The sequence below is a fragment of the Massilia sp. H6 genome, from assembly GCF_024802625.1.
Taxonomy (GTDB): Bacteria; Pseudomonadota; Gammaproteobacteria; order Burkholderiales; family Burkholderiaceae_D; genus Telluria.
The window spans coordinates 142,080-162,692 of sequence record NZ_CP103371.1; the positions used below are offsets into that span (position 1 = coordinate 142,080).

General features: G+C 65.9%; 14 protein-coding genes and 1 pseudogene. 4 read left to right on the forward strand and 11 right to left on the reverse strand.

Annotation, left to right across the window (positions count from 1 at the left end; translation table 11 throughout):
* Positions 1-61: 61 nt before the first annotated feature.
* On the reverse strand, positions 62-2,911 hold the full coding sequence (locus NRS07_RS00615) for a TonB-dependent receptor domain-containing protein (RefSeq protein ID WP_259209994.1): 2,850 nt from the start codon (positions 2,909-2,911) through the stop codon (positions 62-64).
* A gap of 183 nt (positions 2,912-3,094) precedes the next feature.
* Complete coding sequence (locus tag NRS07_RS00620; protein WP_259209996.1) at positions 3,095-4,873, reverse strand: ABC transporter substrate-binding protein; 1,779 nt, start codon at positions 4,871-4,873, stop codon at positions 3,095-3,097.
* A 183-nt stretch (positions 4,874-5,056) separates the two neighbouring features.
* On the opposite strand from NRS07_RS00620, the gene NRS07_RS00625 reads away from it, so the two are divergent.
* Both NRS07_RS00625 and dacB read left to right on the forward strand, forming a co-directional pair.
* Positions 5,057-6,295 (forward strand): nucleoside recognition domain-containing protein, encoded by a 1,239-nt coding sequence (locus tag NRS07_RS00625; RefSeq protein ID WP_259210015.1) that lies wholly within the window; start codon positions 5,057-5,059, stop codon positions 6,293-6,295.
* Between the two features lie 9 nt (positions 6,296-6,304).
* A complete protein-coding gene (dacB, locus tag NRS07_RS00630; protein WP_259210042.1) occupies positions 6,305-7,786 on the forward strand; it encodes a D-alanyl-D-alanine carboxypeptidase/D-alanyl-D-alanine-endopeptidase in 1,482 nt (493 codons plus the stop codon).
* Between the two features lie 170 nt (positions 7,787-7,956).
* Here the strand turns inward: dacB and NRS07_RS00635 are convergent, their stop codons facing one another.
* From NRS07_RS00635 to NRS07_RS00670, 8 genes and pseudogenes are all read right to left on the reverse strand, one after another.
* Entirely contained in the window at positions 7,957-8,580 is a 624-nt protein-coding gene (locus NRS07_RS00635) for a M15 family metallopeptidase (protein ID WP_259210052.1), read from the reverse strand.
* Positions 8,577-9,482 (reverse strand): LysR family transcriptional regulator, encoded by a 906-nt coding sequence (locus tag NRS07_RS00640; protein ID WP_259210061.1) that lies wholly within the window; start codon positions 9,480-9,482, stop codon positions 8,577-8,579. The genes NRS07_RS00635 and NRS07_RS00640 overlap by 4 nt, the downstream gene beginning before the upstream one ends.
* A 291-nt stretch (positions 9,483-9,773) precedes the next feature.
* Positions 9,774-10,556 (reverse strand): annotated as a pseudogene (locus tag NRS07_RS00645) (N-acetylmuramoyl-L-alanine amidase); the annotation flags it as partial.
* Between the two features lie 19 nt (positions 10,557-10,575).
* On the reverse strand, positions 10,576-11,496 hold the full coding sequence (locus NRS07_RS00650) for an N-acetylglucosamine kinase (protein WP_259210066.1): 921 nt from the start codon (positions 11,494-11,496) through the stop codon (positions 10,576-10,578).
* Positions 11,497-11,583: 87 nt separating this feature from the next.
* Positions 11,584-13,206: a glycoside hydrolase family 10 protein gene (locus tag NRS07_RS00655; protein ID WP_373889844.1), complete on the reverse strand. Its 1,623-nt coding sequence runs from the start codon at positions 13,204-13,206 to the stop codon at positions 11,584-11,586.
* Between the two features lie 90 nt (positions 13,207-13,296).
* On the reverse strand, positions 13,297-14,592 hold the full coding sequence (locus tag NRS07_RS00660; RefSeq protein WP_259210068.1) for an MFS transporter: 1,296 nt from the start codon (positions 14,590-14,592) through the stop codon (positions 13,297-13,299).
* A 43-nt stretch (positions 14,593-14,635) separates the two neighbouring features.
* Entirely contained in the window at positions 14,636-15,520 is an 885-nt protein-coding gene (locus NRS07_RS00665; RefSeq protein ID WP_259213411.1) for an N-acetylmuramic acid 6-phosphate etherase, read from the reverse strand.
* 105 nt (positions 15,521-15,625) lie between these two features.
* Complete coding sequence (locus NRS07_RS00670; protein ID WP_259210081.1) at positions 15,626-16,366, reverse strand: GntR family transcriptional regulator; 741 nt, start codon at positions 16,364-16,366, stop codon at positions 15,626-15,628.
* Between the two features lie 202 nt (positions 16,367-16,568).
* Between NRS07_RS00670 and NRS07_RS00675 the strand changes: the two genes are divergently transcribed.
* Both NRS07_RS00675 and NRS07_RS00680 read left to right on the forward strand, forming a co-directional pair.
* Positions 16,569-17,909 (forward strand): serine hydrolase, encoded by a 1,341-nt coding sequence (locus tag NRS07_RS00675; protein ID WP_259210092.1) that lies wholly within the window; start codon positions 16,569-16,571, stop codon positions 17,907-17,909.
* Between the two features lie 121 nt (positions 17,910-18,030).
* The gene (locus NRS07_RS00680) at positions 18,031-19,281 is read left to right on the forward strand and encodes a D-amino acid dehydrogenase (RefSeq protein ID WP_259210101.1); all 1,251 of its coding nucleotides are present in this window, start codon (positions 18,031-18,033) and stop codon (positions 19,279-19,281) included.
* 57 nt (positions 19,282-19,338) lie between these two features.
* On the opposite strand, the gene NRS07_RS00685 is transcribed toward NRS07_RS00680, so the two are convergent.
* On the reverse strand, positions 19,339-20,613 hold the full coding sequence (locus NRS07_RS00685; RefSeq protein WP_259210109.1) for a YfaP family protein: 1,275 nt from the start codon (positions 20,611-20,613) through the stop codon (positions 19,339-19,341).

The following is a 20,613-nucleotide window of genomic DNA, read 5'->3' on the forward strand; positions in this document are numbered from 1 at the left end:
AACGGCCCGCGCCGCGCAGGCATTCGCCTGCGTCGGCAGCGGGCCGCTGATGGCGATCAACTTAGAAGAACTTGTAAGTCGCCATCAGGGTGAACGAGCGGCCACGCGGGTCGGCCACGCGTGGCTCCCACGAGCTGCCGGCGCCGGTGTTGCTGTCGTAGGTGATCGCGAACGGTGGATCTTCGTCGAGCATGTTCTTGATACCTGCGGTCAGCGACACGTTCTTGAAGCCGACATAGGTCGCCGTCAGGTTGAAGATCGAATACGCATCGACTTTCGGGTTGTAGTTCGACGGCTTGACCAGGCCATTGGCCACGCCCGGCAGCACCTGGTCGGTGTAGCCCGCACGGTAGATGTTCTGCAGCATGCCGCTCCAGTTACCGTACTTGTAGGTCGCGTAGGCGCTGTGCTTCCATTTCAGGCCCAGGTCACCGGTGAAGATGAAGCGGCCCACTTCGCTCGCGCCGAACGGCGAGTTGGTGGTGGCGCGCGATTTCTTCTCCAGCAGGCGCGAACCGTCCATGCCCAGGCCCCACTGCGAACCGGTGCTGAACTTGCCGTTCAGGCGCGCACCCACTTCCAGGCCGCGCGTGATGCGCTCGCCGGCATTGACCCAGCGCTGGTCGATGCTGGTGATCTTGCCCGAGGCGTCGCGGATGAACTGTTCTTCGAACAGATTGTAGTTCGCCACCATCGTCGAGACCGGGAACGAGAAGATGGTGTTTTCCTTGCGCACTTCCCACAGGTCGGCGTTGGCCGAGAAGCCGCTGAAGGGCTCGATCACGATGCCGACCGTGCCCTGCTTCGCAGTCTCGGGGCCCAGGTTGGACTTGCCACCGGTGAGGATGGTCGGGGTGATCGATTCGCAGCCCGGCTTGGCAGCATCGACCAGACCGCCCGGGCACCTGGCCGGGTCGACCAGGTCCTTGCCCGCGTACGGCGACTCGGTCACACCATTGAAGAGTTGATTGAACGACGGTGCGCGGAAGCCTTCGTTGTACGAGCCACGGAACAGCATTTGCGGGATCGGCTGGTAGCGGAACGAGACTTTCGGGTTGGTGGTCGCGCCAATGCCACTGTAGTGGTCGCGCCGCACGGCCAGCGTGATGTCCAGGTCCTTGATGATCGGAACCAGCAATTCGGCATACACCGCCTTGATATCGCGGTGTACGTCATTGAGCGAATTGGCGTCGTCGAACGGCGCATTCAGAATTGCCGGACGGGCAGCAGCGGCGCGCTGATCGCCGTTGAATTTGTACTCTTCGCGGCGCAGGTCGGTGCCGATGGCGCCCATCACCATGCCGGCCGGTAGCGCGAACAGCTCGCCCGACAGTGCGGCATCGACCTGGCTCAGGATAGTCTTGCCGCCGTACAGCGTGACGCCGGCCGCCGAGGTACTCTTGATCAGGTCGATTGCTTCCTGCGACTGGGTCTGGCCTGGCAGCAGGAAGGGATTGATCTTGCCAGTGCCCAGCGCGTTAGCCAGCGCCACGGTGTAGTTGTAGCCGGTGCCCAGGCGCGATTCCGATTCGCTGTAGGCGCGCGAAGCGCCGACGCGGTAGTCGAAACGCTTGCCGAACAGGGCCAGCGGACCGTCGGCGCCGACCAGCAGGCGTGCTGCCTTGGTCTCGGTGACGATTTCACGGTTACCGCAGTCGATACAACGCCAGCGGTAGGCGATCGGCAGGCCGTAGTTGGCCGCCACGCTCGGGAATACCTTCACCAGCGCGTTATACACGGTGTCGTAGGCGGCGCCGGTGCGCGGATAGAACGAGCTCGGACCGAAGGTCGCGCCCGATGGCGAGATCTGGTTGGGCGAGAAGCGCTTGGCCACTTCGACGTTCGAGCCGACGCCTTCAATGTACATCTGGTGCTCGCCCGACTGGAAGGTGGCGCGCGCCAGCGCATTGCTGTTCTTGACCGGTTGCTGCAGCACGGCGGCGCGACCGGTGTCCCAGGCGCAGCCGAAAGCGGCGCTGGCGCTGCTCCACAGCTTCTCGTCGTAGGGGCCCATGCCGTCGATGCTGGCACAGCCGGCGCCGCCCGGCAGGTCGAGAATGCTGATACCGCTGTAGGCGGTGGTGCCGCCGCCGGGAATGGTCGGGCCGGTGCTGGTGCGCGACAGCAGGGTCGGGGCCAGGCCGGTGGCGAACACGTTGGCATGCGGGGCGCCGCGGGTATCGACCGACACGCCACGGTTCGGCTGGAAGGTGTTGACGAAGTCGCGCTGGTCGCCGCGCAGGGCCTTGTTCTGGCTGTGCGACACGGTGGCCAGCACGTTCCAGCCATTGGTATCGAGGTCGCCCCAGCCGCCGGTAAGCGATGCGCGGCCGATTTCGCCGCCGCTTTCCTGGGCGATGTCGGTAAACGCCTGGGCTTCCAGGCCCTTGTAGTTCTTGCGCAGGATGAAGTTGATCACGCCGCCGATGGCGTCGGTGCCGTAGATCGCGGATGCGCCGTCCTTGAGTATCTCGACGCGTTCCACCGCTGCCATCGGGATCGAGTTCAGGTCGACTGCCGAGCCCTTCATGCCATGGGTCGCCACCCGGCGGCCATTGAGCAGCACCAGGGTCGAATCCGCGCCCTGGCCGCGCAGGTTGGCCGACGAGGCGCCGTTGTTGCCGCGCTGGGCGCCAGAAGTGACGTCGGCGTTCGAGGCCAGGTTGTCCGAACCGTTGCCGTTGACGTTGAGGGTGGCGATCAGCTGCTCGGCGGTGACGATGCCCTGGTCTTCGAGCTGCTTGCGCGAGATGATCTCGACCGGCAGCGCGCCTTCCTTGGCGATGCGCTTGATGCTACTGCCGGTGATCTCGACACGCTCGATCTTGCCGTTGATGGGCAGGTCCTGGGCCATTGCGGGGCTGACAACACCGATGACGGCGATCAAATGGGCAAGCTTCTTTAACTTCACGCGTTTCTCCTTACGTTTTCCCTGGGCGGCCGCGGCAAGACCCCGGCACGTGGTGTGTAATGTCTTGGCATTACGTTATTTTTCTATTTCAGAGTACGCCTGCTTCGTCGGCGCTATCCAATGAAATATCTGGCGGCCAGTATAACTAACAGGAATGTTTTATTTAGGAAAAACTCACCAATTCTAGCGCCCAGCCCCGACAGAGCGTGCTCTTAGCGCAACATCGACATCGAGGTAACGCCACTGCGTCAATTCAACCGGATGACGTTTGTAGTTTTTCAACCACGGGTGACGCAGGTCGCCCGACAGCACGTGGGTCAAGGGTACCCAGGGATTCCACGCGTGGATCAGCTGGTTCATCTCGAAATACAGTTGCTGGCGCTGCGGGCCATGGCGCAGCAGGCGCGCCTGTTCGTAGCGCTGGTTGTAGGCCGGCAGGTCGAACCGTGCGTAATTGGCGCGGCCGGCATTCGGGCCATAGAGCAGCTGGTAGAAATTGTCACCGTCGGGAAAGTCGGCAATCCAGTTACTTTCGAACATCTGGACCGTGCCCAGGCGCGACGCCTTGATGATCTCGGTCTTCTTGTCCGATTTAAATACGATGCGCAGGCCGATCGCGGTCAGGCATTTGCGCCAGAACTCGTCGCGCAGGCGCCCGCCCACGGTCGCTTCGCTATGCATGGTGAGCGTCAGCGGGCGGTTATCCGGCGTGCGCCTGAATCCATCCGGGTCGCGCCGGGTATAGCCGTGACGGTCGAGCAGTGCGTTGGCAAGCAGGGGATCGTATGGCACCGGGCTGCGGTAATCCGGGTCGTAACCGAGCACGTTCGGCGGCAGCGGCGACTCGGCCTTGATCGCGAATCCCTTCTTGAGCAGCGCGATGTCCTCGGCATTGTTGTAGGCCAGCGCGATCGCACGGCGCAGCGCCAGCTTGTCCATGCCATAGCCGCCCACCACCGGGTCGGTCATGTTCATCCACATGTAATAGGTCTGCAGCACCGGGAAGCGCGACAGCACGATGCCGCGCGCCGCCAGCGCCGGTTTGAGCTGGCCATCGGCCACCACCATGCCGGTCATCGACTCGGGAATCTGCTCGAGGTAATCGTATTCGGCATTCAAAAAGCCCAGCATGCGGCCCTGGAATTCCTCGGCGATGCGCACCTCGACCCGGTCCACGCGCGGCAGGCGCTTGCCGTTCAAGGCCGCCGCGATGACCTGGTCCTCGGGGTTGGAACCTGGCGTGCCCTGGAACACGGCACTCGAATACGGATTGGCCAGCAAGGTGATACGGTCGCTGCGTTTCCACTGCTTGACCATGAACGGGCCGGTACCGACTGGATGGTTGCCGGCCTGGCCGGGATAGGCCTCGATCACTTCGCGCGCCACCACGCCGGTGGCCGGCGTAGCCAGATAGAACAAGAAATTGTTGTCCGGGGCGGTCAAGCGGATGCGCAGCAGGTAGCGCTGCGGCGCCTGCAGGCCGGCAATGGGCGTATCGATGTTGAAATTCTTGCGCAGCGCCTCGTCGCCGGCCAGCTTGCCCTCGAACATATAGGCCCAGGGCGACTTCAGCGCCGGGTCGTACAGGCGCTTGATGCTGTAGACGTAATCTTGCGCCGTCATCTCGCGTTTGCTCCCCTTGAAAGCCGGGTCGGGCGTGAAATAGATGCCAGGGCGCAGGCGGAAGGTGTAGGTCAAGCCATCGGCGCTGATCTCGGGCATGGCAAGCGCCGTGTTGGCGCGCAGCAGGGCCGGCCGCGCCAGGTAGTCGTAGCGCAGCAGCGGGTCGAACAGGTTTTCCAGCAGCGAGAGCGTCGCATTGTCGGATGCCGATGCCGGATCGAGGCCGGTTTCGCTGTTGGACAGGAACATGCGCAGGACTTTTTCCTGCGGCTGCGCGCTCACGCTGCCGGCGCACAGCAGGGACAACAGGAGGGCCGCGACGGCCAGGCGAAGTGTCATGACGGGGGAGGTAGGAGCAAAGCGTGACGATTATGCGCCGCATTTTATGCCACGTAAAAGAACAATCGCCACCGGCCTCATAACTTTTGAACATGGTGCCGACGCATTCTTTCATCTGTGCAGCTTGTTCCCGGCCTATACTCTCGCTGCACAATCGAACGGTATCTCAGCGGCAGCGAACTCATGGCACTCAATTACATCTGGTCCGGTTTTTTCCTCGTCGGCTTCATCGCGGCTCTCGCGCAGTGGCTGTTTTTGGGTGATAACGAAATCTTCAAGCGCGTCATCGACGGCACTTTTTCGTCGGCCAAGATGGCGGTGATGGACATCGCCCTGCCCCTGGCTGGCGTCATGACGCTGTGGCTGGGCATCATGAACGTGGGCGAAAAGGCCGGCGCCATCAACCTGTTTGCCCGCATCATCGGCCCCTTCTTTTCGCGCATCTTCCCTGAAGTACCCAAGGACCATCCGGCCAACGGCCACATGGTGATGAACTTCTCCGCCAACATGCTGGGCCTGGACAACGCGGCCACCCCCTTCGGCCTGAAGGCGATGGAAAGCCTGCAAACGCTCAACCCGCGCAAGGAAGAAGCCAGCAACGCCCAGATCATGTTCCTGGTGATCCAGACCTCGGGCCTGACCGTCATTCCGCTGGCGATCATGGCGCAGCGTGCGATCCTGGGCGCGGCCAACCCGGCCGACGTCTTCATCCCGACCCTGATCGCCACCTACTGCTCGACCATGACCGGCATCATCGCGGTGAGCCTGCGCCAGCGCATCAACCTGCTCCACCCGGTGGTGTTCGGCTGGATCGGCGGCATGACCGCGGCCATCGCCGCGCTGGTCTGGTATTTCACGGTATTCCTGGACAAGACCCAGATCGAACTGGTGTCGGTGGTCGCGGCCAACCTGATCCTGTTCTCGATCATCGCCGCCTTCATGGTCGCCGCGCTGGCGCAGAAAGTGAACGTGTACGAAGCCTTCATCGAAGGCGCCAAGGGCGGCATCGAGACCTCGATCAAGATCATTCCCTACCTGGTCGGCATGCTGGTCGCGATCAGCGTGGTACGCAATTCGGGCATCCTGGGCATCATCGTCAGCGGTTTTTCCTGGGTCTTCACCCAGCTCGGCATGCCGACCGACTTCGTCGGCGCGCTGCCGACGGCGCTCATGAAACCGCTGTCGGGCAGCGGCTCGCGCGCCATGATGATCGATGCCATGACCACCTATGGCGTCGATTCCTTCGTCGGCCGCCTGGCCAGCATCATGCAGGGCGCCGCCGATACCACCTTCTATATCGTGGCGCTGTATTTCGGCTCGGTTGGCATCCGCAAGACCCGCTATGCGATCGGCTACGGCCTGCTGGCCGACCTGGCCGGTGTCGTCGGCGCCATCTTTGTCGCCTACCTTTTCTTCGGTTAAAGGACCGCCATGTTCCGTCGGATCGCCCTCGCCACTGTCCTGGTTGCCGTCTTCGGCGGCGCCCATGCCCAGTTGCCGGCGCCGGTGGCGCAGGTGATGGCGCAGCAAGGTTTGCCGCAAGACGCACTCGGGGTACTGGTACTGAACGGCGACGCGGTGGTGCTGTCGCACCGGGCCGCCCAGCCGATGCAGCCGGCATCGACCATGAAGCTGGTGACCACGCTGGCCAGCCTGGAGCGCCTGGGCCCGGCCTTTCGCGGCCGCACCGAACTGCGCACCACGGGCGGCATCGACGGGGGCGTTTTGCGCGGCAACTTGATTCTGAAGGGCGGCGCCGATGCCGACCTGGCAGGCGACGACCTGGAGCACATGCTGCGCGCCCTGCACTACCAGGGCATCCGCCGCATCGAGGGCGACCTGGTGCTGGACCGCCAGCTGTTCCAGCCCGCGCGCATGGATGTCGGCGTCTCACCCTTCGACGAGTCGCCCGAGGCGTATTACAACGTGATTCCGGATGCGCTGCTGGTCAACAAGAACATGCTGCAGATCGACATGCGCTCGACCGGCAAGCGCTTGGCACTGGCAATGCAGCCGGCCCTGGACCGGGTGAGCATCGGCGCGGAGATGACGCTGGTCGATGCCGACTGCTCGGCATGGGAAGACGGCTGGAAGCTGCCGCAAGCGGTGCGCCAGAAAGATGGCCGCATCAAGGTCGTGCTGCACGGAACGTTCCCGAAAGACTGCGCCCGCAGCTACAGCATCAACGTGCTCGATCGCGACGATTACATCGACCGTCTGTTTCGCCAGAAATGGAAGGAACTGGGCGGCACATTCAGCGGCAAGGTGGTGGGCGGCGTAACCCCGCCAGGATCGACGCTGCTGGCCGAGCACACCTCGCGCATGCTGCCCGAACTGGTGCGCGACACCAACAAGCTCTCCGACAACCTGCTGGCACGCACCCTGTTTCTGAGCCTGGGCAGCCTGCTGCCGGATCCGGCGGCCGGTAGTTTTGCCATCCCCGCCAACGCCGCCAACGGCGAAACCACGGCGGCGCGCGCCGATGCCGCCGTGCGCGAATGGATGCGCGGCCACCGTGTCGACGATACCGGGTTCGTGATCGAGAATGGCTCGGGCCTGTCGCGCCTGGAGCGCATTACGGCGCAGCAGATGGCTACCCTGCTGCAGGCTGGCCTGCGCAGCACCTGGGCGCCCGAGTTCCAGGCCAGCATGCCGATCGCCGCCATCGACGGCACCTTGCGCCGCCGCCTGCACGGCAGCGCAGCCGCCGGCCGTGCACGCTTAAAGACCGGCACCCTGCGCAACGTCGTCGCGCTGGCCGGCTATGTACCCGATGCGAACGGGGTGCAGCACGTGTTCGTGGCGATGGTCAACAGCGAGCAGGCGGGCAACGGGCGCGGACGCGCGGTACTCGAAGCGCTGGTTGAATGGGTGGCAAGGTCGGGTATTGCGCCGGCGCTGGCGGCGCCGTGAAAAACGTTCAATGTGCGCCCTGGCTGCGCGTCGAACTTGGACGCCGGCCTTTGCCGCAGCGATGTCGATCATGCTTACTGGTGGCGATTCGGTAGCGATCTGCGCATAATCGATAAACACAGCTCCAGTTGCACCGTCAACGCGGCTTGAGGCGATGGCGGCGCACGCGCTCAAAGCACCCGGCGGTAGGTCGAGCGCACCAGCTCGCGGTCGCCGCAATCGAAATGCCACCACTCGGTGCGGATGCCGAGGAAGCCCGCCTGCAGCATCGCTGCGCGCAGCAGACGGCGGTTGGCCATCTGCTGCGCCGTCAGCCGGCCGGCGAGCACGAAACCTTCTTCGAGCGCCGGATGCGACAGTTCGGTCATGTCGTCGAAGCCGGTGCCCATGTCGAGCTCCAGGCCCGCTTCATCGAGCAGGGTGATGTCGAGCGCCATGCCATACGAATGGATCGAGCCGCGCACCGGGTCGGCCAGGTACATCTGCAGGCCGGTACCGGCCAGGGTGTCCCACAACTGTTGCTGCACCCGCTGCGGGCGCAGCGCGTCGAGCACCAGCGCGGTGGCGCCGGGACGTTCGCGCGCCAGCCAGGTCACGACCTGCTCGAGCGCGGCGGCGGCGTCGCGGTGCAGCCAGGCGCAATCAAAAGGCGAGTACAGGTCGCGCCCGACGAAATTGTTGGCGCTGGCATAGCGCAGGTCGACCGCGATCCCGGCGATGCTGGCCAGGTGGCGAAATTCGGGACTGCCGGCGACGTCTTCGCTGGCCACGCCCGGTTTTCCGTCGATGCTCATGCACCACCCTGGTCGAGGCAGGCGCGCGCGGTCGCGCCGATACAGTTGGCCAGCTCGCGCGCCCCGTGCGACAAGGGGGAATGGCTGGCGCTGAGCAGATACAGGTGCACCGGGATCGCCGGCGTCCATGCGCGGCACTGCACCTTGCCGGGCGTGGCCGAGGCCGCGGTGAACGGGTCGAGCACGGCCATGCCGGCGCCGGCTTCCACCAGCGAGCGGGCAATCTGGTAGGTCTGCACCACGGTGTGGTAGACCGGCTGCACGCCCTGCGCTTCGCAGGCCGCGACCACGATTTCGCCGAGCGGATCACCATCTTTGAGCCCGATGAGTTCACCGACCAGGCCTTCGGCCCCGAACGGCAGGGCCAGTTGTGCTTCGGTCCAGGTGCCGGCTGGCGCCATCACGGTGAGGTTGCCGTGAGCGATCGGTTCGGCCACGATGCCGGGGTGGCGCGGGTCTTGCAACGACAGCGCCAGATCGGCTTCGCCCAGGCGCAGCGCGTTGACGATCTCGCTGGTATGGTGGGTGGACAGCTCGCAGCGCGCACTCGGAAAGTCGCGGCGCCACGCCGACATCGCCTGCGGCAGCATGCTGATGGCAATGGTGGGCGTCGATACCAGGCGCACGGTTTCCACCGCACGGCCCTTGAGGCTGGCAGCCAGGCGGCGAATGCCCTGCAGGTCGCGGTTGAGCTTTTCGGTTTCCACGAACAGGCGGTGCGCCTCCGGCTTTGGATAGAGCTTGCCGCGCACGCGCTCGAACAGCGGCATCCCCAGCTGCAGCTCGGCGTGTTGCAGAACCTTGGTTACTGCAGGCTGCGAGATGTGGAGCACCTGGGCGGCGCCGCTGATGGTACCGACCTGCATGATGGCGTGGAAAACTTCGATATGACGCAGGCGCATCGCTTTATCCTTCAGTAGAGTCTCCGCGCGGCGGGCGCGGATCGGTCGAAGGATACAGGGAAATCCTGCTTGCGGCGACCGTCACGGGGTGACTGGCGCGACCGCTGCGGGAGCCGCCGGCATCGTTGTCGGGAGCGGCGGACTAACTGGCGTAGGCAGCGGCGGCGGCGGCAGCGCCGGGCTTGGCACTGGCGGTGGCGACGGTGGCGCAGCCGGCGGCAGCGGCGGCACCGGGTGCGTGATCACCGGCGGCGGCACCACCACCGGCAGCGGCGCATTGGCCGGCGTGGTCAGCACTTCCAGCAGCGTGGCGGTTTCGGCATCGGCGTTGCCGGCGATGTCCGTGGGCCGGTATTTCATCTGGAAGGCCGCCAGCACGGTGCGGGTCTGCTGGTCGAGCACGCCACTTTGCACAATGGCGTAGCCGTGGGTGGCCAGCTTGCGCTGGAACCAGGCGTAGTCTGGCAGCATCGCCTCGAACACCGGGCGCACGGCAGCCACGCGGTTGGCATCGGGCCACGCCACCAGGCCGGCCTGGGCCAGCTGCCGCCACGGGAACAGCGGCCCTGGATCCTGCTTGCGCTGCGGCGCGATGTCGCTGTGGCCGAGCACGTTTTCGGGAGCGATGCCATGGCGCTGGACGATGTCTTTTACCAGCGTGACAAGTGCATCTATCTGGGTTTGCGGAAACGGCGCGTATACCCTGCCGGCCGGCGTGTCTTTCCAGCCGGCGTTGACGATCTCGATGCCGATCGAACTGTTGTTCAGTTGCGTGAAGTTCTTCCAGCTCGAATGGCCGGCATGGTAAGCCGCGCGCGTCTCGTCGACCAGGCGGTAGATGACCGGCTGCGGCGCGTCGGTCAGCAGGTAATGGGAGCTGACCTGCTGCTCGGTCAGGATCTTGATCGAGGTCGGCGTATCGGCCACGGTGTAGTGCAGCACCAGGAAGCGCGCGCGGCTCGACTGGCCCTTGGCGGTCAAGCTGGTGTCGATCTGCGGGCCGATGGGTGCGATGGGACCGGTGGCGCAGCCTGCCAGCAGGGCGAGGATGACGGGGACGATCAGGGTTTTCATCTGGGACTATCCTGTACTGTTATCGGGTGGGTGTGGCCGCCAGCCTGGCCGCCGCGTAATGGGCGCGCAGACCGGTCTGGCTCAGCGTGGTATCAGGCGGCAGCGCCGCGCGCATGGTCTCGACGATGGCTGGGTGCAGCTCGGCGGCGCGGCCGGCCAGCGCCACCGGGCGCGGGCCGAAACGCCCGATCAATGCCAGCGCCAGGCGTGCCAGCTCGGTGCCGGCTTCGCGCAGGATAGCAGCGGCGGCCGGATCGCGCTCGGCGGTCGCGGCCACTGCGATCGCCAGCTTGCCGACCTCGCCACGTTCGCGGCCATAGATGAACTGGCGCGAGAACGACCAGTCCGCACCGCCCACGTGCTGGAACACGGCATGCGCCATGGGCGAGTCGCGCCAGGCGCCGGGGCGTTCGTCTTCCAGGCGCCAGATATGGCGCAGCGCTTCGCGCGCGATCCAGAAGCCGCCACCGCCGTCGTCGAGCACCACGCCGCGTCCGCCGGCGCGATGAAAGCCGCCCTGGTCGTCGATGAAGGCGCCGATCGAGCCGGTACCCGAATACACCAGATAGCCCTCGCCCGGCTTGAAGCTGGCGAGATAGGCGATGTCGATGTCGTTGCTGATGATGATCGCCGCCGGCGCCAGACCGAGCAGGCTGCCCAGCCACTGCCGGAGCTGTTCGCCGTCGCCGCCGAAGCCGGTCAGGCCGGCGCGCACCGCCAGCGGGCGGCCCTGGGCCAGTACCGCGCGCGCGATGCCGGCGAAGGCCGCGTGCACCGAATCGCGCCCTTCGGCGCTGCCCATCTGCAAGGCCGTCAGGCCGGGGGCGACGCCCTCGGCGACGATGCGTCCGCCCGGCGCCGCCAGCGCCCAGCGAGTTTGGGTGCCGCCGGCATCGATGCCGAGGCCGAGGCCATCGTGTTGCTGATCCGAGTTAGGCATGGTCCGCGAGTGTACGTTGTCGACCCGCCACCACGCGACACCATGCTGGCGGGGTTGGTATGAACAAGGCTGATAAGTCGTGCATGGTCAGTTCGGCGCGCGCCAGGCCTGTACCTGCGCGCCCTCGTTGCCAAGGCGGTCTACCGCGCTGACATAGACCAGGTTGGCCGTGCCCAGCTGGGCGTCGTCCGGCACGGTCCATTCCACGCGCGTGGCCGGAACCACCGCGAAGCGCCACTCGCCGCCGTGGCGCGCCCAGATCGCGTACAGCGCGGTCCCCTTGCCGGCCTTGAGTTTGAGCTTTACGCCATCCTGGCGCTGCATGGCCGCCACCTGCGGCGTGCCCGGGCGCTCGCTCAAGAGCCAGGGAGTGGCCGGCACCAGCGCCTGGCCGGTATACGTGGTGGCGCGCAAGCGGTCGCTGATGCCCTTGCGGTTCTGGCTCAAGGCGACCATGCTGAAGTGGACATGGCCGGTGGACAGCGGACGCGCGCGGGTGGCGGCAATCTGCTGCACGATTTCCTCCGGCTCGAACTGCTTGGTCGGCGCCGGCGCGCCGACGCGGCTGGTGAACAGGCCCGGCCACATGTGGCGTCCCTGGGTGTTCTGGCCGATCCAGTAATCGAGCAGCACCGGATAGGACTGGGCCGCCGGCGCGATCGACCAGTACAGCTGCGGCGTGAAATAGTCCACCCAGCCCTTCTGCAGCCACAGTTCGGCGTCGGCATACAGCTTGTCGTATTGCGAGAATCCCACGATGCCGGGCGGGCGGCGGTCCGGGCGGCCCAGGCCGAAGGGGCTGATGCCGAAGCGCACCCAGCTCTTTTCGCGGTGGATGCCCTGGTACATCGCCTCGATCAGGCGGTTGACGTTGTCGCGGCGCCAGGACGGGCGGTCGAGCTTGCCGCCGGCGAGCAGGTAGCGCTCCCAGGCCGGCGTATCGGGAAAATCGAGTTCCGTCCTGGGTCCGGCCTTTCCGTTGCCGGTGCCATCCAGGGCGGAAGCATTGCCGGCAACACCGGGCGCTTCGATCGGATATGGATAGAAATAGTCGTCGATGTGCACGCCGTCGATATCGTAGCGCCGCACCACGTCCAGGATCACGTCCATGGTCTGCTTCGATGCTGCCGCTTCTCCCGGGTCCATCCACATGAACTTGCCATAGCGCTTGACCGCCGACGGAATCGTGTTGGTGATGTGGTTGGGGGCTGCCGGCGAGCGCGCGTTGTCGTGGCGCGCCCGATAGGGATTGAACCAGGCGTGCAGTTCGAGTCCGCGTGCGTGGGCCTGGCTGACCCAGAATGCCAGCGGGTCGTAGAACGGCTGCGGCGGCTTGCCCTGGGCGCCGGTCAGGTATTCGGTCCACGGCTCGATGTTGGACGGGTAGATCGCATCGGCCGACGGGCGCACCTGCAGCACGATGGCATTGAGCCTGAGCGCGACGGCGCGATCGAGAATGGCGATGGCCTCGGCCTGTTGCTGCGCCGCGGGCAAGCCCGGCTTGCTCGGCCAATCGATATTGGCAACGGTCGAGACCCAGGCGGCGCGGAATTCGCGCGGGGCCGGCGGCGGAAGATCGGCCGCGGGCAAGCCGTCCGGCCTGGCCGGCTTGCCCGGCTGGGTGGTGCAGGCGGTCATCAAACCGCTCAGCGCCAGTGCGCCGGCAAGTCCTGCCAGCGTCAGCGCACGTTTTTTCACATCAGGTTTCAAGCTCACTCCACTATGTATTCAGACCTTGGCGCGCCCTTGCTCGCGCCTGCTGGCCAAGCAGCCGAACGCGGCCACGCTACGGGTTCGCGCCTATTTTTTACCGAACTCGGGATCGATCTTTACCAGCGCCGCCATGATAAAGGCCGGAATGGTCGACAGGCAGGCCCAGATGAAGAAGTTCTTGTAGCCGAGGTATTCCTGCAGGTCGCCGCTCCACATGCCTGGCACCATCATGCCCAGGGCCATCAGGCCAGTGCAGATCGCGTAATGCGCCGTCTTGTGCTCACCCTCGCAGACCATGATCATGTAGAGCATCATCGCGGTAAAGCCGAAGCCGTAGCCGAACTGCTCGACTGCGAGCGACGCGCACACCAGGGCGAAGCTGGTCGGCTGCACCTGCGACAGGTACACGAACACCAGGTCGGGCAGGTGCACGGCGAACACCATCAGCCACAGGCAGCGCTTGAGTCCAAGGCGCGAGATCAGGTAGCCGCCGGCCAGGCCGCCCATGGTCAGGAAGGCAATGCCGATGGTCCCGTAGGCGATGCCGTATTGCGCGGTGGTCAGTCCCAGTCCGCCTTCGACCAGCGGGTCTTTCAGGAACGGCGCCACGAGTTTGAGCAGCTGCGCTTCGCCGAGGCGGAAGGTCAGGATGAAGCCAAGGATCAGCCAGATGTCGCGCTTGCGGAAGAACAGGGCGAACGTGACGAAGAAGTCGCGCAGCGGGTTGTCGGTGCGGGCGACCTTGTGGTCGGCGTCCGGCCGCGGCAAGATAAAGCCATGCCACAGAAAGGCTGCCAGGAACAACCCGGCCAGTACGAAGAACACGATCGACCAGGCCTGGTGAACGTCGCCCAGGCGGGTGGCCAGGTAGCCAGCCAGTACCACCAGCGGGCCCTGCCCGGCCAGTGTCGCCAGCCGGTAGAAGGTGGAACGCACCCCGACGAACGCGGCCTGCTGCTTCTGGCGCAGGCCGAGCATGTAGAAGCCGTCGGCCGAAATGTCGTGGGTGGCCGAACTGAAGGCCATCAACCACATCACGGCCAGGCTGGCGACAAAGAAGTTCGGCAGGTGCAGCGACAGGCCTACCGCTACCAGCGCGGCCGCCACCGCGAGCTGCAGCAGCACCGTCCAGCCGCGCTTGGTGCCGAACATGTCGACCACGGGCGACCACAGGGGTTTGATCACCCACGGCAGGTAGAGCAGGCTGGTATAGAAGGCAATGTCGGAATTCGATATCCCCATGTCCTTGTACATGATCACCGACAGGCTCATGACCACCACATAGGGGATGGCCTGGGCGAAGTACAGCGACGGTATCCAGGCCCAGGGACTTGGCTGCGACGGGCTGGCGGGCGGGATGCTCTTGGCTTGCGAAGTCTGCATAGGTCTTTCGTGGTCGGCAGGTGCCGGCGCGGGTGTCGCGGTGTTACGCGATGGCTTCGCGCACGCTGCCGTGCGCCGACGCCAGCAGCGCCTGCGCCTGCTCGACGGTGGTTTGTTTGATCAAGGCCACGATCGCAGTCTTGACGTGGTAGCCGCATTCTTCCAGCACCGCCTGCGCGGACGCTTCGCCAACGCCGGTAGCGTACATGGTCAGGCGCACGGCGCGCCGCACCAGCTTGGCGTTGGTCGCCCGGAAGTCTACCATCAGGTTGCCGTAAACCTTGTTCAAACGCACCATCAGCGCGCTGGAAAAGGTGTTCAACGCGATCTTCTGCGAGGTGCCCGCCTTCAGGCGGGTGGAGCCGGAGATGACTTCCGGCCCGGTGTCGAGCGTGATGCCGATCTCGGCGCCATCCGCCACCGGGGCGTCGGCATTATTGGAAAAGCCAATGGTCAGCGCACCGGCTGCGCGCGCCGCGCGCAGGGCGCCCAGCACATATGGCGTATGGCCCGACGCGGCCAGCAGCAGCACCACGTCGTCCGGACCGACACCAACGCTCTCGAGGTCTGCCGCGCCCTGCTCCAGGTCGTCCTCGGCGCCCTCGACCGCGACGAACATCGCTTCGGCACCGCCTGCCAGCAGCGCCACCGCACGCCCATGCGGCCAGGAGAACGTCGGGTTCAGCTCCACGCTGTCGAGCAACCCAAGGCGGCCGGAGGTGCCGGCGCCGGCGTAGATCAGGCGCCCGCCCGCTTCCATCCGCGGCAGCGCCGCAGCGACGGCGGCGGCAATGCGCGGCGCCGCGGCGCGCACCGCATCGACCGCGCGGGTCTGGTCGTCGATGAACACGCTAACTAAGTCGAGCGTGGGGTATTGGTCGAGCCTCGCGTGGTCCTGGGCCGGGGTTTCGGTATTGAGCATGGACAGGTCTCTTGGTGCGCAGTGATCGATAAAACCAGTGTAATACCAATTAACCGGGGCATCCCATGAAAGCTCGGCCCGCGATCATGCCGAAAAGTTATGTTGGCCAGGCTAGGCCGGACGCCGCAGTTCGGCGACGAAATCGTAGTGCTCGCTCAGGCAGTAAGAATGCGTCAGCTCGACCGGTTCGCCCGACCCAAGGTAGCCGATGCGGGTAATGAACAGTACCGCGCGCCCCTCGGGCACGGCCAGACGCGCCGCCAGTTCGCTCGAGGCGTTCATCGCGCGCAGATGCTGCAGCGCGCGCACCGGCATGTGGCCGGTCTTGGCCAGATGGGCATACAGCGAGCCGCCAACTCCCTCGGGCCGCGGCAGCATGCTGGCCGGGATCACGCTGATCTCGTAGGCCATCACCACGTCATCGGCCAGGCGCAGCCGTTCAAGCCGGGCCACGCGGGTGTCGGGCAACAGCCCTAGCCAGCGCTGTTGGTCGGCATCGGCCAGCAGCACCTCGCGCCGCAGCCAGTGGCTGCCAGGCTTATAGCCGCGCTGTTGCAGCTGTTCTGAAAAGCTCGACAGGTCTGACAGCGGCTGCTCGATGCGCGGCGCGATGTAATTGCCCGAACCGCGCCGGCGCACCACCAGGCCCTGGTCGACCAGCTGGTCGATCGCCTTGCGCGCGGTCACGCGCGAGACGTCCAGCCGCTCGGACAGCGTGCGTTCGGACGGCAGCGCCTGCTCGGCCTGGTAGCGGCCATCGCGCACGTCCTGTGCGAGCTTGCGCGCCAGCTGCATGTACAGTGGCGAACTGTCGTTCAGGTCGATCTCGAAGGCGGGGCTGGTCGTGGTCATCGGCAGGTCGGAAGGTAGGCGCGAAGCGTCGGGACAACGGTCTGTCATATAACACCGCTTGCCGCATAAGCATACCACCTGGTACCGATATAAAACGGTTATGCCACCGTCACGGGTATTCATTAGGCAAGGCCCGTTGTCACTGCGTATGCTCATCGAACCACGCCACCATCAGCAGCCGCCAGGGCCAGAAGGAGACCGGATGAACGAGCACAGGCGATCCTTGCTGGGCATGATCCTGCCGGGCCCGGTCGAACCGCTGTTCCCGGCACCGGCGCGCCGCGCGCTCGATACCGAACTGGCCGCGCTGGTGAACGATCCGGCCATGCAGCTGGCCAGCCTGTCGGTGGTGGCGCTGCGCGCCGGCCAGCCGGTGTACGAACAATCTTTCGGCCGGCGTTTCATTGGCGGCGGCGCCCGGCCCGACCGTCCAGCCACGCCCGACACCCTGTACCGCGTCGCCTCGATTTCCAAATTGATGACCGCTCTGGGCCTGATGCGACTGGTGGAGGCAGGCCGCCTGCAGCTCGATGCCGACGTCTCCGGCTACCTGGGCTTTAGCCTGCGCAACCCGCATTTTCCCGGGCAGCCCATCACGCTGCGCGCGCTGCTGACCCATACCTCGTCATTGCGCGACGAGGGCGGCTATGCGTGGCCGCTGGCCACCACCCTGCAAGAGGTGCTGGTGCCGGGCGCGCCGCTCTACGGCGGCGGCCGGATGTGGTCGGGCGAGGCGGCGCCGGGCGCTTATTTCACTTATTGCAACCTCGGCTGGGGGGTGATCGGCACCGCCATGGAGCGCGTCTGCGGCGAACGCTTCGACCTGCTGATGGTGCGCCTGCTGCTGCAGCCGCTGGGCCTGGCTGCCGGCTACAACCCCTCGGCCTTGCCGCCGGCGGCGCTGGAACGGCTGGCAACGCTGTACCGCAAGCGCGCGACCGATACCGACACCTGGAACGCCGAGGGGCCCTGGATCGCGCAGGTGGACGACTACGACGCCGGCGCGCCGGCCGCGCCGGCGGGCATCGCCACCTATGTCCCCGGCACCAATGCGACGGCGTTCAGCCCGACCGGCGGCCTGCGCATCTCGGCGCGCGACCTGGGCGTGGTGATGCGCATGCTGCTCGGTGGCGGTATTCATGGAGGCGTGCAGGGCGCCAGCCGGCTGTTCGCGCGCGCCACGCTCGAACACATGTTCGCGCGCCACTGGAGCCTGGATGCCGCGGGCGGCAACGGCGACTCGATGCACGGCTTATTCCATGCCTGGGGCCTTGGCAACGCCCAGTTCCCCGACCGCGCCGGCATGGCGCTGGTCGATGGCGGCGGCTTCGATGCGGTCGGCCACCTTGGCGACGCCTACGGGCTGCGTTCGGTATTCGTGCTCGACCGCGCGCGCGGCAACGGCATGATCGTGCTGGCCGGCGGCAGCACGCACGACCCGGCCCGGCAGAAGGGCCGCTATTCGGCGCTGGCGCGCTTCGAGGAGCGCATTCTCACGGCGCTGTACCGCCACGCCATCGTCGGCCAACAGGCGCCGGCATGAGGCCAGGCTGGCGTTTATATACCCCGGTTATGGCGCCCGGCGCGAGTTTCATTGGCCCCGGTCCGGGCTAGCGCCTAAGCTCCATGCTCATGATTAACAATAAAAGTGCAGGATGCAGCAAATGAAGGAACACGTGCTGGTCATCGGTGGCGGCGTGGTTGGCCTGGCCTCGGCCTGGTGGCTGGCCGAAGCCGGCTATCGCGTCACCGTCCTCGAACGCGCGCCGGAAGTCGGCAGTGGCGCCAGCTACGGCAATGGCGGCCAGCTCAGCTATCGCTACGTCTCGCCGCTGGCCGACGAGGGGGTGCCGCTCAAAGCGTTGCAATGGATGTTCCAGGACACCGGTCCGCTGCATTTCCGGCCAGAAGCCGACCTGCGCCAGTACCGCTGGCTGGCAAGCTTCCTGGCCCACTGCCGCGCCGACGTCAACCGCAAGACCACGGCCAAGCTGCTGGCCCTGGGCGAACTGTCGCGCCAGGGCATGAAGCAGCTCGAAACGACGATCCCGTTCGATCAATTCGCATGGCGCGACGCCGGCAAGCTGGTGGTGTTCCGATCGCGCGACCAGTTCGTGAAAGCCGCCGGCAAGGCCGGCGCCGGAGAAGTCTGGTCACCTGCCGAATGCGCCGCGCGCGAACCGTCGCTGGCCGCAGCCGAGCCGCTGCTGGCCGGCGGCATCTTCAACAGCGGCGAAGCGGTGGCCGACTGCCATGCCTTTTGCCTGGCGCTGGCCGCACGCCTGCGCGCCCATCCGCACTTTCAGGGTTTCGTGGGCGGCGAGGCGCGGCGCCTGCTGGCCGACCGGGGCCGCATCACCGGCGTCGACATCGAGACCGGCACGGGGGTGCACACCATCGCCGCCGACAGCTATGTGCTGGCGGCCGGCATGCAGAGCCGCACCCTGTCCGATACGGTCGGCATTGCCCTGCCCTTGTACCCGCTCAAGGGCTATAGCCTGACTGCACCGATCCGGGCGGATGACGTGGCGCCCGAAATCAGCGTCACCGATTTCGAGCGCAAGGTGCTGTACGCGCGCATTGGCAGCAAGCTGCGCGTCGCGGCCATGGTCGACATGGTGGGCGAAGACCTGCGCCACAACCGCAAACGGGTGGACAGCCTGATCCGCCAGGTGCGCGAGACCATGCCGCGCGCGGCCGACTACTCGCAACTGTCGGTCTGGGCCGGCCTGCGCCCCGCCACCCCGAGCAGCGCCCCGATCATCGGTGCCACGCCGTATGCCAACCTGTGGCTGAACGTGGGCCACGGCCCGCTCGGCTTTACCTTCGCCTGCGGCAGCGCCAGCCTGCTGGCCGGCGCGATGCAGGGCGAGGCGCCGCCGTTCGCGCTCGACGGGCTGACCCTGCGAACTTGACGCTGCCAGGCAGGGCCGGGGGCGCCAGCCTGCGCCTGGCCCGCCTGTCTTGCTGGCTTACTGGCCTTCGATCGCGAACGAGAACTGCCCGGTTTCCGGATCCTTCGTCACCACCACGTCGGCCACGGGAACCGGACTATCGTTGCCGCTGCTGCCGCGCGCCGCCGGCAAGGCTTTGGTGAAGGTCCGTTCTTCGCTGGACGTCTTGACCGTGACCTTGGCCGTTTCACCACCCGATCCCGCATAGTAATTGACGCCGATGCGGTAGCGCCCGACCGCGCCGGCACGCTCGCGCAGCGCGCTACAGCTGAGCACATAGTGCTCCGGTCCGAACGACGAGGTGTCATCCAGGTCGAGTTCGCCGAACTGGCCGACCAGGGAGCGGTAAAAGACGTGGTAGTTGGTCGGTTCGTACACGTGCAGATCGACGTCCGGTTGCGCGCCCCAGGTCAGGGTCACGGTCACCGCGCCGGCGGCGGTATTGGACTGTGGCTGCTGCAAGCCCTCCGAGGTCTGGATTGCTCCGCTGACGATAAAATTCCTGGCCGATCCGTCTGCCAGGTAGGCCTCGACGAAGCCATGGGCAAGGGAATCGCTGCTGGCATCCACGCTGTCGTTGGCAGACATCGGCGGGGATAGGCCCGCCAGGCGCTTGGCCAGCTCGACCCCGCCGATTACGAGGTCTTGCGAGAAGCGCACATGGCCCACCAGGGACTTGCGGGAAGTGGACTCGGGGCTGGCCACCGGCACCATGGCGAAATAGGGCTGGTAGCGGCTGGCGTCGAGCCGTTGGTAGGCCAGGTTGGCGTAGATGTTGCCCTGCGAATGGCTGACCAGCACGACCTTCTTGCCTTCGTCGATGTCGGAGGAATACGACGCCACATGGGTGCCCACGTCGGCATTGCCCGCCGCTGTCCCCATCAGCTCCTGGATCGACTGGTTGGTCAGGAAGTCGTTGAAAGTGCGTACCACTTCAGGGGGCAGCAACGACAACAGGCGGGTATCGCGCAGCAGGAAGGCGGCCAGCAGGGTTGGCCACTCGTTGCTTAAGGTCTGGCGCGCCGCTTCGGTAATGTCGCCAAGGCGCCCGGCCGAGCTGTTGAATGCCAGCTTGGTCGAATACCGGTCGCGGTCGGGCTCGGACAGGGCCTGGTTGACGAGGAAGGCAATGCGCCGCTTGCCGTCTTCCGCATCGCCATGGGTCGGCTCGCCGCGGCCGACGCCGTTGCCGTAGTAGACCACCGTGCCCTGCGCAGTACAGACGTCCTGCGCCTGGAGCGACATGCTCACGCCCAGGCCCAGGGACAACAGAATGACATTCGCTAGTTTCAT